At 58.2% G+C, this 16,995-nt stretch carries 15 protein-coding genes; 6 read left to right on the top strand and 9 right to left on the bottom strand.

What is annotated here, in order from left to right; translation table 11 throughout:
• Positions 1 to 40: 40 nt before the first annotated feature.
• The 8 genes from damX to RTE01_RS23695 all read right to left on the bottom strand — a co-directional run bounded on the left by damX (position 41) and on the right by RTE01_RS23695 (position 6,788).
• Positions 41 to 1,330, bottom strand: coding sequence for a cell division protein DamX (damX, locus tag RTE01_RS23730; protein WP_134527976.1), 1,290 nt, complete (start codon positions 1,328 to 1,330; stop codon positions 41 to 43).
• Positions 1,331 to 1,414: 84 nt separating this feature from the next.
• Positions 1,415 to 2,509, bottom strand: coding sequence for a 3-dehydroquinate synthase (aroB, locus tag RTE01_RS23725; protein ID WP_041143002.1), 1,095 nt, complete (start codon positions 2,507 to 2,509; stop codon positions 1,415 to 1,417).
• 54 nt (positions 2,510 to 2,563) lie between these two features.
• Complete coding sequence (gene aroK, locus RTE01_RS23720; protein ID WP_004868452.1) at positions 2,564 to 3,085, bottom strand: shikimate kinase AroK; 522 nt, start codon at positions 3,083 to 3,085, stop codon at positions 2,564 to 2,566.
• A gap of 392 nt (positions 3,086 to 3,477) precedes the next feature.
• Entirely contained in the window at positions 3,478 to 4,713 is a 1,236-nt protein-coding gene (hofQ, locus tag RTE01_RS23715) for a DNA uptake porin HofQ (RefSeq protein WP_134527979.1), read from the bottom strand.
• Entirely contained in the window at positions 4,628 to 5,038 is a 411-nt protein-coding gene (locus RTE01_RS23710; protein ID WP_134527982.1) for a HofP DNA utilization family protein, read from the bottom strand. Before RTE01_RS23710 ends, hofQ begins: the two co-directional genes overlap by 86 nt.
• Positions 5,028 to 5,477: a HofO family protein gene (locus RTE01_RS23705; protein ID WP_255313553.1), complete on the bottom strand. Its 450-nt coding sequence runs from the start codon at positions 5,475 to 5,477 to the stop codon at positions 5,028 to 5,030. The genes RTE01_RS23710 and RTE01_RS23705 overlap by 11 nt, the downstream gene beginning before the upstream one ends.
• Positions 5,461 to 6,000 (bottom strand): PilN domain-containing protein, encoded by a 540-nt coding sequence (locus RTE01_RS23700; RefSeq protein WP_134527985.1) that lies wholly within the window; start codon positions 5,998 to 6,000, stop codon positions 5,461 to 5,463. The genes RTE01_RS23705 and RTE01_RS23700 overlap by 17 nt, the downstream gene beginning before the upstream one ends.
• 2 nt (positions 6,001 to 6,002) lie before the next feature.
• The gene (locus RTE01_RS23695; protein WP_134527988.1) at positions 6,003 to 6,788 is read right to left on the bottom strand and encodes a type IV pilus biogenesis protein PilM; all 786 of its coding nucleotides are present in this window, start codon (positions 6,786 to 6,788) and stop codon (positions 6,003 to 6,005) included.
• Between the two features lie 117 nt (positions 6,789 to 6,905).
• On the opposite strand from RTE01_RS23695, the gene mrcA reads away from it, so the two are divergent.
• Positions 6,906 to 9,464, top strand: a complete 2,559-nt coding sequence (gene mrcA, locus RTE01_RS23690; protein ID WP_041143008.1) for a peptidoglycan glycosyltransferase/peptidoglycan DD-transpeptidase MrcA — start codon at positions 6,906 to 6,908, stop codon at positions 9,462 to 9,464.
• 84 nt (positions 9,465 to 9,548) lie between these two features.
• Here the strand turns inward: mrcA and nudE are convergent, their stop codons facing one another.
• On the bottom strand, positions 9,549 to 10,109 hold the full coding sequence (nudE, locus tag RTE01_RS23685) for an ADP compounds hydrolase NudE (RefSeq protein ID WP_041147478.1): 561 nt from the start codon (positions 10,107 to 10,109) through the stop codon (positions 9,549 to 9,551).
• 476 nt (positions 10,110 to 10,585) lie between these two features.
• Here nudE and RTE01_RS23680 point away from each other — a divergent pair, with 476 nt between their 5' ends.
• From RTE01_RS23680 to pckA, 5 genes are all read left to right on the top strand, one after another.
• Entirely contained in the window at positions 10,586 to 12,718 is a 2,133-nt protein-coding gene (locus RTE01_RS23680; RefSeq protein WP_134527991.1) for an intracellular growth attenuator family protein, read from the top strand.
• Between the two features lie 59 nt (positions 12,719 to 12,777).
• Positions 12,778 to 13,449: a GMP/IMP nucleotidase gene (yrfG, locus tag RTE01_RS23675; RefSeq protein WP_134527994.1), complete on the top strand. Its 672-nt coding sequence runs from the start codon at positions 12,778 to 12,780 to the stop codon at positions 13,447 to 13,449.
• A gap of 9 nt (positions 13,450 to 13,458) precedes the next feature.
• The gene (hslR, locus tag RTE01_RS23670) at positions 13,459 to 13,860 is read left to right on the top strand and encodes a ribosome-associated heat shock protein Hsp15 (RefSeq protein ID WP_041143011.1); all 402 of its coding nucleotides are present in this window, start codon (positions 13,459 to 13,461) and stop codon (positions 13,858 to 13,860) included.
• A gap of 44 nt (positions 13,861 to 13,904) precedes the next feature.
• On the top strand, positions 13,905 to 14,783 hold the full coding sequence (hslO, locus tag RTE01_RS23665; RefSeq protein WP_041143012.1) for an Hsp33 family molecular chaperone HslO: 879 nt from the start codon (positions 13,905 to 13,907) through the stop codon (positions 14,781 to 14,783).
• A gap of 359 nt (positions 14,784 to 15,142) precedes the next feature.
• Positions 15,143 to 16,765, top strand: a complete 1,623-nt coding sequence (gene pckA / locus RTE01_RS23660; protein ID WP_141335414.1) for a phosphoenolpyruvate carboxykinase (ATP) — start codon at positions 15,143 to 15,145, stop codon at positions 16,763 to 16,765.
• Positions 16,766 to 16,995: the final 230 nt, after the last annotated feature.

The following is a 16,995-nucleotide window of genomic DNA, read 5'->3' as shown; positions in this document are numbered from 1 at the left end:
AAGCTCCGACAGCACCCTGCGCTTAAGACTACGCCGCAGCTTACTTCAGGTCAGCCTGGACCTGATGCAGCGGTTTTGCCCACGGGTTTTTCGCCTGCACGTCCGCTGGCAGAGTCGCTACAGCGCGTTTAGCTTCATCTTTCGAAGCGTAAATGCCGCTGACCAGCACATACCAGGGCTGACCGTTACGGGTAGTCTCATAGACGACGTACTTATCCAGCTTCTCTTTCTTCGCCCAGCTACTCAGATTGTTGTAGTTGGAGGAAGAGCTGAGCTGCAGGGTGTAGTTGCCGGACGGAGCGGCTTTCATCGAGCCTACGTCACCGGCAGTTTTGCCAGCAGAAGCGGCCGCTGTCGCCGCCGGAGCAGCGGTCGCTGCAGCAGTAGCGGTTGCAGCTGGCGCGGCGGCCGGAGTCGGCTTAGCCTGGGCAGTAGCGGCAGGCTTAGCTGGCTCGACGGCAGGCGTTTTCACCGGTGCCGCAGCGGCAGTGCTTTCAACACGCTTCGGCTGTGCCGGCTTCGACTCAACCGGTGCTTTCGCGGTAGCCATCGGCTTCGGCTCAATAACGGTGTGCTTACGCTCGACCGGACGCGGTGCGGCGGCGGCTGCGGTCTGCGTCTGGCGCTCGGTGGTTGCCTGACGCGGAGCCGTACCATTGCGCATCGGGGCGACGGTTGCAGGTTCGGTCGGTAACGTCGAGCTTGCCACGGCGCTGTCAATCTGGCCCTGCTGCTGAGTCAGCGCGTTGTTCAGATCGCCCTGAACCTCGACGCGCTGCTGTCCCTGCGGCTCAGCGGTAGTCTGGCCCTGGGTTGGGTTAGACGCAATTGGCGGCAGAGAAACGTCCTGCTGCTGGGCGTTACCCGCGGTCTGGTCCTGCGTGGCAGGCTGAGCGCTGTTGTCCTGCGCGTCTGACAGATTGATACTCTTCTCACCTGTCGCCGCTTGTTCGTTCGAGGAAGATGGTGACTTCAGTGCAGAACCGATGCCGACAATCAGCAGCAGCAGCACGAGGATCCCCACCCCCATCATAATGTACTGGCGAGAGGCAGGCTTCGCTGGCGCTTTCTTACGCTTACGCGGACGGCGCTCAACCTGCTGCTCTTCGACCTCGTCTTCTTCAGACTCCAGGTCTTCTTCATACTCTTCTTCATCGCGCTCACGGCGTGCTTTACTGGCGCGCGTCGGACGGCTCTCGTCCGCATCAAGATCGACATCATCAAAATTGATCTGCGGATCGCTTTCGCGCTCGGAAGACTGACGGGAACGACCAGCACGACGATCGTTGCGATCGGCTTTCAAATCGTCTTCTGGTTTTAATTCATCCATTTAACACCCCACTAAAAGGCTTATGCTCACGACTATTGCATGTCACCTGAAATGATAACGCCGCGCGGACGCGGCTAGACCTTCTTATTGTTGCGCCTGCTCAGTATCAGCAATCGCGCCAAGAACTACATCGTGCGACACTCCGCCGCGAACCTCGCTTTTCCCTATAGCGAGCGGTAGCACCAGCCGCATTTCGCCTGCCAGCACCTTTTTATCACGCATCATGTGGGGCAGATACGCCTGCGCGGTCATCTCCTGCGGCCCACTGACCGGCAGACCCGCACGCTGCAGCAGCGTAATAAGACGCTGCGTATCCTGCGCGCTGAACTGCCCTAATCGTTCGGACGTACGCGCAGCCATGACCATACCGGCAGCGACAGCCTCGCCGTGCAGCCAGTTACCGTAGCCCATTTCGGCCTCGATAGCATGACCAAAAGTATGTCCAAGATTCAGTAAAGCACGTAACCCGGTTTCACGCTCGTCGGCGGCAACAACTTCGGCTTTCAGCTCACAGCAGCGGCGAATACAGTACGCCATTGCTTTTTCATCCAGCGCCATCAGCGCATCGATGTTGTTTTCCAGCCAGTCGAAGAATTCACCGTCAAGGATGACGCCGTACTTAATGACTTCAGCCAGGCCGGAAGACAGTTCGCGCGCCGGCAACGTCTTAAGACAGTTGAGATCGACAACGACAGAAACTGGCTGCCAGAAGGCACCAATCATATTTTTACCGAGAGGATGATTGACGGCAGTTTTACCACCGACCGAAGAATCCACCTGCGACAGCAGGGTGGTTGGAACCTGAATAAAACGCACACCGCGCTGATAGCTAGCCGCAGCAAAGCCGGTTAAATCACCGACCACGCCGCCGCCGAGTGCTACCAGTGTGGTGTCACGGCCGTGCGGTTTTTGCAACAAAGCGGTGAAGACCGTATCCATCACCGTCAGGCTTTTGTACTGCTCGCCGTCGGGTAAAATAACACTGTCTACCTTAACACCCGCCTGCTCCAGAACGGAACGAACGTTATCCAGATAAAGCGGCGCCAGCGTTTCATTGGTGACCAGCATAACCTGGTCGCCTGATTGCAGTGGCTGAAAGGAAGCTGGATCGTTAAACAAACCAGCCGCGATGGTAATCGGGTAACTACGTTCCCCGAGAGTTACAGTAAGCCTCTCCATAACGCGACGTCCACCTCAGTTGCTTTTACTCTGACGCACTTTATTAAGCCAGAATCAATTGCTTTCCAGCATATGAATAATCTGGTTTGCCACCACTTTCGCACTCTGATCGTCAGTACGAATAGTGACGTCAGCAATCTCTTCATACAGCGGGTTGCGCTCGTCTGCCAACGCTTCAAGCACTTCGCGAGGCGGCGCTTCAACCTGTAATAGAGGACGCTTTTTATCGCGCTGCGTACGGGCAAGCTGTTTTTCGATCGTTGTTTCCAGGTAGACCACCACGCCGCGGGCGGAGAGACGGTTACGCGTTTCACGGGATTTTACAGAGCCGCCGCCTGTTGCCAGCACAATTCCCTGTTTTTCCGTCAATTCATTGATGATTTTTTCTTCACGATCGCGGAAGCCGTCTTCGCCTTCAACATCGAAGACCCAGCCAACGTCAGCGCCGGTGCGTTTCTCAATCTCTTGATCGGAATCGTAAAATTCCATGTTGAGCTGTTGGGCTAACTGGCGCCCAATAGTGCTTTTGCCGGCACCCATAGGCCCAACCAGAAAGATATTGCGTTTCTCTGCCATTTTTTCGGTACTACTAAGACTATTCGTTAATGATAAACCCGCTTCGCGAATACCCAGCGCAGCAGGACATGAACTGAAACCTCATATGCAATAGAGCGAGAGTCAGACTAAAAATTATCTCAATACTCCGGCAGGTTTGGCAACTGAATATACGCTTCATTATTCAAACTACCTCACCGTTGGCTGCACTTATTCGCCTCCAGGTGCATAGCTAGCTATGTTTCTGGGGGTGAACTTGCTTACCGCCTCAATACGTCTTGAACGATTATGAGAATAAATCACCGGACAAAAAGGGAGGATTGATGCCGAACCCGACTCTCAAATCGGTACCCCTTGTATGCTAAATCCGTCCTCACGTCAAACACCTGAAACGTGTTTAGCAAGAAAAACGCCTAATGCACTGCCAGAATCCGTGGGGTAATGAAGACAACCAGTTCGCGTCGCTCATTATCTTTCCCGTCCCGGCGAAACAGATGACCCAGCAGAGGAATATCGCCGAGTAGCGGAATACTGTCGCGGGCAGATTTGTTTTTTTGTGAAAAAATCCCTCCCAGCGCCAGGGTTTCACCGCTGTTCACCTCAACCTGGGTTTCAATTTCCTGCTTATCGATCGCCAGCACCTCGCCATTTTCCTGCTGCAGCACCTGACCCGGCGTATTTTCACTGATTCGCAGCTTCAGGCGCACGCGGTTCTGCTGCAGCACCGTTGGCGTGACCTCCATTCCCAGCACGGCCTCTTTGAACTCGACCGACGTTGCGCCGTTCTCTCCCCGGGAAACCTGATAGGGTATCTCGCTCCCCTGCTTGATGCTGGCGGGCTGCATATGGGAAGCCAGCAGCCGCGGGCTGGCGATGATGTCGACCTGCTGCTTTTGCTCCAGCGCCGACAGCTCCAGCGCCAGCAGGCGCCCGTTGATGCGCCCGATATTAAAGCCCGTGCGCGTACTGGCATTGCCTACCGCCAGCTGGCTGCCCAGCGCAGTGAACTTGCCTGAACCCGGCACGCTGCTGGCTTCAGCCAGGCTCCATTTTACCCCCAGCTCGCGCAGGCTGGTTTCACTCATTGAGACAATATGCGCCGCCAGCTCTACCTGACCGACGGGCAGGTCCATCTCCAGAGCCCAGGCCTTCAGCGCGGTCAGATGCTCAGCGTCATCCCGAATCAGCAGCCGGTTGGTGCGCTTATCGACGGTCAGGCTACCGCGCAGGCTGAGCAGCCTGTCGCCATCCTTCGCCAGCTCGCCCGCATCGGCATAGCGCAGCACGATGCTATGCCGCTGCAGAGGGAGATTCTGTTTTCGCTTTGCGCGATCGGATTCAAGCTGCGCCTGCTGTGCTTTTTTCCACGCCAAAGTATGCACGTACAGAATCGTTCCCTGCTGGCTGAACGTCAGCCCGGCGCTATCGACGACTGACCGCAGGGCCTGCTGCCAGGGAACGTTGTGCAGCTGCAGCGAGAGCGTCCCGCTCACGTCGGAAGCGACCACCAGATTCTGCTGCCGCAGCGCTGCCAGCGTTTGTAGCACCTGAACCACCGGGGCCTCATCGACCACCAGAGAGATCGGCGGCTCTTTCCTGGCCGCTGCTGCCGCCAGCGGCAGCAGAAATAACAGGCTTATCCATCGCATCTTTTTTTTCCTCACGCAGCCAGCGCCAGTGCAGAGGGTCGCATCCCGGCCCTGTCGTTATTTCGATTTTTTCCGCCGTCAGCAGGCTTATCTTCCAGCCGGCCACGAGGGTGTCGTTTACCCTCACCCGACGCCACTTTCCCGCGCTGTCCTGCAGGATTCCGATCCACAGCTGCGGGGAGCCTATCGCCCCGCCGTAGCGCCACTGCGTCAACGCCGCCACCTGACAGCGATCTTCCGCCGGCTGGAAGGGGTCACGCGCCTCGCCGGCCAGCGGCAGAGGCACAGACAGCAGCAGCGCCAGGCGCCACCATTTACTCCGCATCTTCGGCCTCCAGCTGCAGGCTCAGCCGCAGCACCCGCTTCTGCGGCTGTAGCGAAAACGCGGCAACCCGCATCCCGCAGTCTGCCAGCCAGGAAAACAGCGCCGGTACCGACGGCCAGCGAAGCTCAAGCACCATCTCCCCGCCTCTTCCTGCGGGCTTCCAGGCAATTAGCGCCGCCCCATCGACCGGCAGATGAAGCGGGGAAAAAACCCGCTCCGCGGGCCCGGCGACCTCCTCCCGGCCAAGGGCTACCCGCAGCGGGAGCAGCTTCAGCCACTGCTGGCGCAGACGATCCGAGCGAACGCTTTCCTGCGCCGGCGGCGGAGATATCAGCCATAAACCGGCGGCGAGGGTGAGCGGCAAGGCGACTGCCAGCGTTAGCCAGCCGCCGCGCAGGCGGAAAAGTGATGCCATCCCGCGCTCAATAAGTGCCAGCATAATGGCTTTCTCCTGCAAGGGAAAAACTAAACAGCCAGCGGCCACCGGTATCACGCCGGGTTTCACCGGTTTTGGCCGGCCGAAATCCATCGACCGTCTTCAGCGCGGTTTCCAGCGCCGATAAGGCGTTCAGCCGTAGAGTCAGGCCGCTGAGGGTCAGGGTGTTTTGCTGATACTCCAGTCGGGTTAGCCAAGCCTGTTCCGGCATCAGCGACGCAATCCTGCGAAGCCGCGGCTGCCAGGCTCGGGTCAGCTCCCGCTGCTGGTGGCGCAAGCGCTGCTTTTCATGCTGCTGGAGCTGCTCCTGCATCAGGCGTTGACGCTGCTGGAGCGCCGCATAAAGCTGATTTTCGGCAGCTGATCTCACCGCTGTGAGCCTGTCGTCAGCCTCGCGCGACGCCCGGGAAACCGACAGCGCCAGCAGCAGACCCAGCAGCAGCCCGCCGGCGGAGAGTAGCCAAAGTCGCAGCCGCTGCCGCCGACGGGCTGCTCGCCAGGGAAGAAGATTGATAGCCTGCGCCACGCTCAGTGCACTCCCAGCGCGAGGCCCAGCGCCACGGCGAAGCTGTCGCCGCAGGCGGGGAGCGGAGGCTGCAGGCGATGTATCACGCTCCACGGATCAAAGCGACATTCGTCGGCAGGCCGGGTCGAACAAAGCCCGAGCTGCCGGGCGTTTAATCGCGCAGAGAGCTGAGCAAATGCGGCCACTTCAGCCCGCGGGCAGCTGCCCCAGCTATCCGGCAAAGCCCATATCCAGTGCATTTCATCGTGCCACGCCAGGCCTGAGAGTTCCGCCGGTAGCCAGGGGAAAAAGGCGCTCAGCGCGCTGGCATCGGGGACAATGGCGCTCACCCTGAGCTTTAGCCGGGCGGCAAGCTGGCGCAGCGCGTCGATATCGAGTCGCTGAGCGGCGGTGACCCGCCACTCGCTGGCGTCCGGGGATGCGCTATAATCGACGCATAACGAAGATACGGGCATTTCCAGCTGCTGCGCCATGGCGCTGGCCGCCCACATCGCCTGCTCGCTTTCACGCAGAGAGAGCTGGGGAGACGGGACTCTTTTTTGCAGCGTTCGGCTGGCCGGAAACGCGATACTCACCTGATGCTGTAACGGCAGCTCTCGTCGCCAGCCGCGCAGCCGCTCGGCCAGCGCTATGCCGTCAGCCACCTGTCCATTCCGGACGATGCCGGGTGCCAGCGCGATATGCCACCAGCGACACAGCGCCCAGCGGGAGCGCTCAAACCGCAGCGCCACGATCGCTATCTTATCCTGCTGGATGTGCATCCCTATTCGCCAGTTCCTGAAAGCCATGGTGATATCTCCTTATCCGCCGTTACGGTTGAGCTCTATCAATGCACCAGGCTTGCCTTTATACTACCGCGCGTTTGTTTATAAACTGCCCAAATAAAACTAAATGGGAAATCTCCGGTGAAGTTCGTAAAGTATCTATTCATCCTTGCAGTCTGTTGCGTTCTGCTGGGTGCAGGCTCGATTTTTGGCCTTTATAAATATATTGAGCCACAGCTCCCCGACGTCGCGACCCTGAAGGATGTGCGCCTGCAGATCCCGATGCAGGTCTACAGCGCGGATGGCGAGCTTATTGCGCAATATGGCGAGAAGCGCCGTATTCCCGTAACCCTGCAACAAATGCCGCCTGAGCTGCTCAAAGCGTTTATTGCCACCGAAGACAGCCGTTTTTACGAGCATCATGGCGTCGACCCGGTCGGTATTTTCCGTGCGGCCAGCGTCGCCATGTTCTCTGGCCATGCGTCGCAGGGCGCCAGCACCATCACCCAGCAGCTGGCGCGTAACTTCTTCCTGAGCCCGGAGAAGACGCTGATGCGTAAGATCAAAGAGGCCTTCCTCGCGATCCGCATCGAGCAGCTGCTGAGCAAAGATGAAATCCTTGAGCTGTACGTCAATAAAATCTACCTCGGCTATCGCGCCTACGGCGTTGGCGCCGCGGCGCAGGTCTATTTTGGTAAATCGGTCGACCAGCTCAGCCTGAGCGAAATGGCCGTCATCGCCGGTCTGCCGAAGGCGCCGTCGACCTTTAACCCGCTGTACTCGCTCGACCGCGCGACCGCCCGCCGCAACGTGGTGCTGGCGCGTATGCTGAGCGAAGGCTATATCACGCAGCCTCAGTACGACCAGGCGCGCGGGGAAGCGATCGATGCCCGATACCATGCGCCGGAAATCGCCTTCTCCTCGCCGTACCTCAGCGAGATGGTGCGTCAGGAGATGGTTAACCGCTACGGCGAAAAGGCCTATGAAGACGGCTATCGCGTCTACACCACGATCACCCGTAAAAACCAGCAGTCCGCCCAGCAGGCGGTACGTAATAACGTGCTGGACTACGATATGCGCCACGGCTACCGCGGGCCGTCAGCCGTGCTGTGGAAAGTGGGTGAAACCCCGTGGGACAACAAGAAAATCATCGCGACCTTAAAAAATCAGCCCGGCTCCGGGCCGCTCTCTCCGGCGGTCGTGACGTCGGCTAATCCGCAGGAAGCCGTTGCGCTGCTCGGCGACGGCACCTCGGTGATGCTGAATATGGAGGGCGTTCGCTGGGCTCGTCGCTTTATCTCCGATACTCAGCAGGGCGCTACGCCGCGCAAAGTGACCGATGCAGTGCAGACGGGACAACAGATCTGGGTCCGCCAGGTGGGCAGCAGCTGGTGGCTGTCGCAGGTACCGGACGTGAACTCGGCGCTGGTCTCCATTAACCCGCAAAATGGCGCCATTATCGCGCTGGTCGGCGGCTTCGACTTTAACCAGAGCAAGTTTAACCGCGCCACTCAGGCTTTGCGTCAGGTGGGGTCGAACATTAAGCCGTTCCTCTACACCGCGGCGATGGATAAAGGCCTAACCCTGGCGAGCATGCTCAACGATGTGCCCATTTCCCGCTGGGATGCCGGCGCGGGTTCTGACTGGCAGCCGAAAAACTCCCCGCCGCAGTACGCGGGCCCCATTCGTCTGCGTCAGGGACTGGGACAGTCGAAAAACGTGGTGATGGTTCGCGCGATGCGCGCGATGGGCGTTGATTACGCAGCGGAATATCTGCAGCGCTTCGGCTTCCCGGCGCAGAACATCGTGCATACCGAATCGCTGGCGCTGGGCTCTGCCTCCTTCACGCCGCTGCAGGTTGCCCGCGGCTACTCGGTGATGGCTAACGGCGGTTTCCTGATTACACCGTTCTTTATCAGCAAGATAGAAAACGATCAGGGCGGCGTCATCTTCGAAGAGCGGCCGAAAGTTGCCTGCCCGCAGTGCAACTCCCCGGTGATTTACGGCGATACGCCGAAGTCCAACGTTCTGGAGAATAAAGACGTCGAAGAGGTCGCGACCTCGGAAGATCCGCAAAACCCGGCAGTGCCGCCGCAGCCGCAGCTTGAGCAGGCGAACCAGGCCCTGGTGGCCCAGAGCGGAGCGCCGGAGTACGCGCCGCACGTGATTAATACGCCGCTGGCCTTCCTGATCAAAAGCGCGCTGAACAGCAACATCTTCGGCGAACCGGGCTGGATGGGAACCGGCTGGCGCGCCGGCCGCGATCTACAGCGCCACGATATCGGCGGCAAAACGGGGACCACCAACAGCTCGAAAGATGCGTGGTTCTCAGGCTATGGCCCAGGCGTCGTGACGTCAGTATGGATTGGCTTTGACGACCACCGACGCGATCTGGGCCGTACAACCGCTTCCGGCGCCATTAAAGAGCAGATCTCCGGTTACGAAGGCGGGGCAAAAAGCGCCCAGCCGGCCTGGGATGACTTTATGAAGAGAGTGCTTGAAGGCGTGCCGGAAGAGCCGCTAACGCCGCCGTCTGGCATCGTCACGGTGAATATCGATCGCAGCACCGGCCAGCTGGCCAGCGGCGGCAATAGTCGTGCGGAGTACTTTATTGACGGCACGCAGCCCACCCGGCAGGCGGTTCATGAAGTGGGGACGACCCTCACCGACGGTGGGGGAGAGACCCACGAGCTGTTCTGACAAAAAAAGCGCCTGCGGGCGCTTTTTCTTTTTCATCCATTCGTACGGGCGATGCCCAGAATCGCCTCGAGGGGCGTCTTCGGACTACAGTCGCCCCTGCGCCTGCAGCCATTCGCGCAGCAGGAACAGCGCGCTGACGTTTCGCGCTTCGTTAAAATCTTCTTCGTCCAGCAGCGTCATCAGCTCGGAAAGCGGCCAGCGCACCTGCGGTAAAGGTTCCGGCTCATCGCCAGGCAGCGACTCAGGATAGAGATCTTCGGCAACCAGAATATTCATTTTGCTGGAAAAGTAGGACGGCGCCATGCTCAGCTTTTTCAGAAACGTCAGCTTCTGCGCGCCGAAGCCAACCTCTTCTTTCAGCTCGCGGTTGGCCGCTTCCAGCACGCTTTCACCCGGATCGATCAGCCCTTTCGAGAAACCTAACTCGTAGGACTCCGTTCCTACCGCATATTCGCGAATCAGAATAATATGGTCATCGACAATCGGCACAATCATCACGGCTTCACGCGTAGAAGGCCGCATGCGTTCATAAACGCGGCGCACGCCGTTGCTGAATTCCAGATCCACGCTTTCAACGTTAAAAAGACGCGAACGCGCTACCGTTTCAACATTGAGAATGGTGGGTTTTTGTAATGATTTGCTCATCGTCATCGGTCTATGCTGTGATTACAGAGGTCATTGTGCGATATGGAGCACGCTTTCGGCAATTCAATTCGCCACTAATTTACATAGTTGCAACGTATTAGCGCTCAATGAGAGAATCATAAAGATAAAAAAGTCAATAGGTTGAAATGTATTTGAGAATTTACCGATTCCTGCATTTTAAGGTTTTTGATAAGCTTGTATGCTGCTGTAACGCACAATAAATTTTCCCTTACTTACACAATATCTGCCGGTAGCAAACAGCAGGCTCACGCGACGAGCCTCTCCCGTCGGGCGTAAGTGTCGCCGGCAGTCTGAGCGGATAGCGCGCAGAAACCGAAGCGTACCCAGCGTACCCGAGGATTTCTCGCTCTTCCCAGGCCCATAATCGCAGGTAACATAATCCTGAAGGATGGCTTTTGAGTGTTAATGGCAGCCAACGATACCGCTAAGAAAAGAATAACTATGATGGGATGGGCATGGGCACCTTTCTGATTTTCTTCACGGCACTGCTGCTCTGCGCACTGCTGATCGGGTGGTGGTATCGCGCGCATGCCAGGCGTCGTCGCCTCCCTTTACTGCACGCCTTCAGCGATGCCGCTACGCGCAAGCTCTCCGCCGAGGAGCGCCGGGCGGTAGAAAAGTACCTCGAAGGGCTCAGCCAGGCGCAGAAGATACCGGCCACCGGTGCCAGCGTTGCGCCGGTCTCTCTGACGCTGAACGCACAGAGCGAGACCGTTATTACGGTAACCCGGGCCATCACCCGCTATGGCATCACCACCGACGATCCGAACAAATGGCGCTACTTCCTTGATTCGGTGGAGGTTCACCTGCCGCCTTTTTGGGAGCAGCACATCAACGACGAAAATAGCGTCGATCTGATCCCAACCGACAGCCTGCCGCTGGTTATTGCCCTCAACGGCCACGCGCTCAGCGACTACCCGCAGGAGGCCCGCGGCTACGCGCTTGAAAGGGCGTCGGCTACCCAGGCCTCCATCCGCGGTGAAGAGAGTGAGCAGGTAGAGCTGCTGAATATTCGCCAGGAGACCGCCGAAGAGCACGCGCTTAGCCGCCCCGATGGTCTGCGCGAGGCGGTACTGATAGTGGCCGCGTTCCTGCTGTTTTACTTCAGCCTGATCAGCCCCTACGTTTTCACGCCCTGGCTGCTCGGCGGCGGGCTCCTGCTGCTGCTCGCTGGCCTGTGGGGAATCTATGCTCCGCCGCGTAAAAACGCGCTGCGGGAGATCCACTGCCTGCGGGGAATGCCAAAACGCTGGGGTCTTTTTGGTGAAAACGATCAGGAGCACATCAATAATATCTCCCTCGGGATCATCGACCTTATCTATCCCCGCCACTGGCAGCCCTGGATTGCCCAGGATCTCGGCCAGCAAACGGATGTCGATATCTACCTCAGCCGTCACGTCGCGCGCCAGGGACGCTTCCTGTCGCTACACGATGAGGTCAGGCACTTCCCGCTCCAGTACTGGCTACGCAGCGCCATTATCGCCGCCGGCGCCCTGCTGGTGGTGGTGATGCTGTGGGCCAGCGTGCCGCTGAATATGCCGTTTAAATTCACGCTTTCGTGGCTCAAGGGCGCGCAGACCATAGAAGCGACGACCGTCGCTCAGCTAGAGAAGTCGCAGGTCCGCATCGGCGATACCCTGCGGCTGAAGGGCACCGGCATGTGCAATATCCACACCCCGGATACCTGGACGGCAAAAAAAGAGAACTCGCCGTTTATGCCGTTTGACTGCTCGCAAATCGTCTGGAACGATGCCCCTCCCCTGCCGCTGCCGGAGTCCGACATCGTCGGCAAAGCCACCGCGCTGATGCAGTCCGTCCAGCGCCAGCTGCATCCTGACCCGGACGACGATTCACGCGTTAGCCCGGCGCTGCGCTCGGCCATTCAGAAATCGGGAATGGTGCTGCTGGATGATTTTGGCGATATCGTTATCAAAACCAATAGCCTGTGCTCGGCACAAGATGACTGCACGCGCCTGAAGAATGCGCTGGTCAACCTTGGCAATACGCGCAGCTGGGATGCCCTGACCAAACGCGCCAGCTCGGGCAAACTGGACGGCATCAACGTGCTGCTACGCCCGGTCAGCGCCGAGTCGCTGGAAAACCTGGTGACCACCTCCACGGCGCCGTTCGTGATCCGCGAAACGTCGCGCGCGGCGCAGGCGCTGAACAGCCCGGCTCCCGGCGGTTTTTTAATCGCCAGCGATGAGGGCAGCGATCTGGTCAATCAGCCGTGGCCAACCGTCAGCCTGTATGATTACCCTGCCCACGAGCAGTGGGGCGAGCTGCAGCGGCTGGCCGCAATGCTGATGCATACGCCTTTCCACGCCGAGGGCATCGTCACCAATCTCTATACCGATGCCAACGGCACGCAGCATATCAATCTGCACCGCATTCCCGATCGCTCAGGGCTGTGGCGCTATCTTGGCACGACGCTGCTGCTGCTGGCGATGCTCGGCTGCATGTCGTGGCACGGCGTGCTGGCGATCCGCCGCTACCAGCGCCATCGCCAGCGGATGGAAGAAATTGAGAAGTATTATGAAAGCTGCCTGAACCCGGTACTCATCTCCCCACCGGAACATCACGAGTAATCCTTTGCGCGACGGGGTGTGTTAACCTGTCGCGCATTTCCCCTCGCTGGAGACTCACCATGCACTTTGATATCGCCTGGCAGGAGGTTGATACCGTTCTGCTGGATATGGATGGCACCCTGCTCGACCTCGCCTTCGACAACTATTTCTGGCAAAAGCTGGTTCCGGAAACCTGGGGAGCCGCCCGCGGCCTTAGCCTGCAGGAGGCCAGAGAAGCAATGCACCAGGAGTATCACGCGGTGCAGCATACGCTAAACTGGTACTGTCTTGACTACTGGAGCGAGCGCCTGAATTTGGATATTCGTGCGATGACCTGCGAGCAGGGGCCGAAGGCCGCCCTGCGCGAAGATACCGTGCCGTTCCTTGATGCTCTCAAAGCCAGCGGCAAGCGGCGGATCCTGCTGACCAACGCCCATCCCCACAACCTGGCGGTCAAGCTCAAGCACACCGGCCTTGATGCACACCTTGATTTATTGCTTTCCACCCACACATTTGGTTATCCGAAAGAGGATCAGCGCCTGTGGCGTGCGGTGGCTGAGGAAACCGGCTTCGATGCGCATAAAACGCTGTTTGTTGATGACAACGAGGCGATCCTCGATGCGGCAGCGCAGTACGGCATTCGCTACTGTCTTGGGGTGACCAATCCTGATTCCGGGCTGGCGGAAAAGCGCTACGCCCGCCATCCCGGCATGAATGATTACCGGCGCCTGATCCCCTCGCTGACGCAATAAGGAGAGGCCATGAAAGAGAAGCCCGTCGTCGCCATCAGGCTGGACAAATGGCTTTGGGCAGCCCGCATCTATAAAACCCGTGCGCTGGCGCGCGAGATGATTGAAGGCGGCAAGGTGCACTATAACGGACAGCGCAGCAAGCCTGGAAAAATCGTCGAGCTGGACGCCACCCTGACGCTACGCCAGGGCAACGACGAACGCACCGTCGTCGTAAAAGGTATTACTGAACAGCGCCGGCCCGCCAGCGAAGCCGTCGCGCTGTACGAAGAGACGGTAGAGAGCATCGAGAAACGCGAAAAAATGGCGCTGGCGCGCAAAATGAACGCGCTAACCATGCCGCATCCCGACAGACGTCCGGACAAGAAAGAGCGCCGCGACCTGATGAGATTTAAACACGGCGATAGTGAATAACGGCCTGAACCCAGGCAGCGCTGTTGCCAGCAAGAGAGACTATTATGACTCAACACGATCAATTACATCGTTACCTGTTTGAAAACTATGCCGTGCGCGGCGAGCTGGTAACCGTTTCAGAAACGCTGGAACAAATTCTGGCTAACCATAGCTACCCGCAGCCGGTCAAAACCGTGCTGGCGGAGCTGCTGGTTGCTACCAGTCTGCTGACCGCAACGCTGAAGTTTGCCGGCGATATTACCGTGCAGCTGCAGGGTGACGGTCCCCTCTCTCTGGCGGTGATTAACGGCACTAACCAGCAGCAGCTGCGCGGCGTTGCGCGCATCCAGGGCGAGATCCCGGAAGATGCCGATCTGAAAACGCTGGTGGGTAACGGTTATCTGGTCATTACCATCTCTCCGGATGAGGGCGAGCGCTATCAGGGCGTCGTCGGTCTGGAAGGTGATACCCTGGCCGCCTGCCTGGAAGATTACTTCCAGCGCTCGGAGCAGCTGCCGACCCGCCTGATCATCCGCACCGGCGAACATGACGGAAAACCAATGGCCGGCGGCATGCTGCTGCAGGTGATGCCGGCGCAGGACGCTCAGGCCGCTGATTTCGAGCACCTGGCGACCCTGACGGAGACCATTAAGGCCGAGGAGCTTTTCACCCTTCCGGCCAACGATGTCCTGTGGCGCCTGTATCATGAAGAAGAGGTCACGGTTTACGATCCGCAGAACGTGGAGTTCAAATGTACCTGCTCCCGCGAACGCTGTGCGGGTGCGCTGAAGACCCTGCCGGATGAAGAAATTGATAGCATCCTGGCCGACGAAGGCGAAATTGATATGCACTGCGATTACTGCGGCAATCACTATCTCTTCAACGCCATGGACATTGCTGAAATCCGCAATAACGCTTCCCCGGCCGATCCCCAGGTTCACTAATCGTCCCCTCCGCCAGGCGCTTCGCCGGGGGTTTTCTCCCCCGCCGCTCCTGGCGTCAATTTTTTTACGCGCGAGATGAATCGATTCCCACTGAAAGGGTTACGTAATTTTCTTTCAGGAAAGCGATTACATTCACAGTTCGGCAGTTTTTTTAATTACTTTTTAACCATTAAGAAACATCTATCCCCACCAATAGCCAATTTCCTGAGATAATCCACCCGTTTCGTGACAGGAGTCACCGTGTTTTCCGTCAGCAAGGCGTTTGTCGAGATACGTAAATCTATGAGCCTGGTCGCGGTCTATACCCCTCAATAACCCCTACAATTTAAAGCAGTATATATTGGCTAAGGAGCAGTGACATGCGCGTTAATAATGGTTTAACCCCGCAGGATCTCAAGGCTTATGGTATCAACAACGTCCAGGATATCGTCCACAATCCCGACTACGACACACTGTATAAGGAGGAGCTCGACCCCAATCTGGAAGGGTATGAGCGTGGCGTATTAACCAATCTTGGTGCTATCGCTGTCGATACCGGTATTTTCACCGGCCGTTCGCCGAAAGATAAATATATCGTTCGTGACGATACGACCCGTGACACCGTCTGGTGGTCTGATAAGGGTAAGGGCAAGAATGACAACAAGCCGCTCTCACAGGAGACCTGGCAGCACCTGAAGGGACTGGTTACCCATCAACTCTCCGGCAAGCGTCTGTTTATCGTTGATGCCTTCTGCGGCGCCAATGCCGACACCCGCCTAAGCGTACGCTTTATTACCGAGGTGGCCTGGCAGGCGCACTTCGTCAAAAACATGTTTATCCGCCCGACGGATGAAGAGCTGGCGGTATTTGAGCCGGATTTCATCGTGATGAACGGCGCGAAATGCACCAACCCGCAGTGGCAGGAGCAGGGACTGAACTCAGAGAACTTCGTCGCCTTCAACCTGACCGAGCGGATCCAGCTGATTGGCGGGACCTGGTACGGCGGCGAAATGAAAAAAGGGATGTTCTCGATCATGAACTACCTGCTGCCGCTGCAGGGCATCGCGTCAATGCACTGCTCGGCTAACGTCGGTGAGAAAGGCGATGTCGCCGTCTTCTTCGGCCTCTCCGGCACCGGTAAAACCACCCTTTCCACCGATCCAAAGCGTCGCCTGATTGGCGATGACGAACACGGCTGGGACGACGACGGGGTGTTTAACTTCGAAGGCGGTTGCTACGCGAAGACCATTAAGCTTTCCGAAGCCGCCGAGCCTGATATCTACCACGCCATTCGCCGCGACGCGCTGCTGGAAAACGTCGTCGTTCGCCCGGACGGCACCATCGATTTCGATGACGGCTCAAAGACCGAGAACACCCGCGTCTCCTACCCGATCAATCACATCGAAAATATTGTTAAGCCGGTCTCTAAAGCGGGCCATGCCACCAAGGTTATCTTCCTGACGGCCGATGCCTTTGGCGTACTGCCGCCGGTATCGCGCCTGACCGCCGATCAGACGCAGTACCACTTCCTCTCCGGCTTTACCGCCAAGCTCGCGGGCACCGAGCGCGGCGTGACGGAGCCGACGCCGACCTTCTCCGCCTGCTTCGGTGCTGCCTTCCTGTCTCTGCACCCGACGCAGTACGCGGAGGTGCTGGTCAAGCGTATGCAGGCATCCGGCGCGCAGGCTTATCTGGTGAACACCGGCTGGAACGGCACCGGCAAGCGTATTTCGATTAAAGATACCCGCGCGATCATCGATGCGATCCTTAACGGCTCGCTGGATGACGCGGAAACCTTTACGCTGCCGATGTTCGACCTGCAGATCCCAACCGAGCTGCCGGGCGTGGATACCCATATCCTCGATCCGCGCAACACCTACGGTTCTCCGGAGCAGTGGCAGGAAAAGGCCGAGCAGCTGGCGAAGCTGTTTGTGGAAAACTTCGAGAAGTATACCGATACGCCGGCGGGCGCGGCGCTGGTTGCCGCAGGGCCGAAGCGCTAAGCATGAACGCGCGTTAAGAAAAAGCCGGGTAATGCCGGGCGGTTAAACGCTTCGGTGATTGTACAGGAATCCGTAATTTCACAGAGATTACGGATTTTTTTTATGCTGTGCAGTCAGGTTTCAGGGGGATTTCTTTTTTACGGTAGTTTGAGCGAAAGCTGTTTTCTTAGCCCGTGCAGTGGAATGTTCCGTTCACGGTGAATCCGACGTTTTTCTCACACCCGCTGCGT

The sequence above is a fragment of the Klebsiella terrigena genome, assembly GCF_006539725.1.
GTDB lineage: Bacteria > Pseudomonadota > Gammaproteobacteria > Enterobacterales > Enterobacteriaceae > Klebsiella > Klebsiella terrigena.
This window is presented reverse-complemented; position numbering and strand designations above follow the sequence as displayed.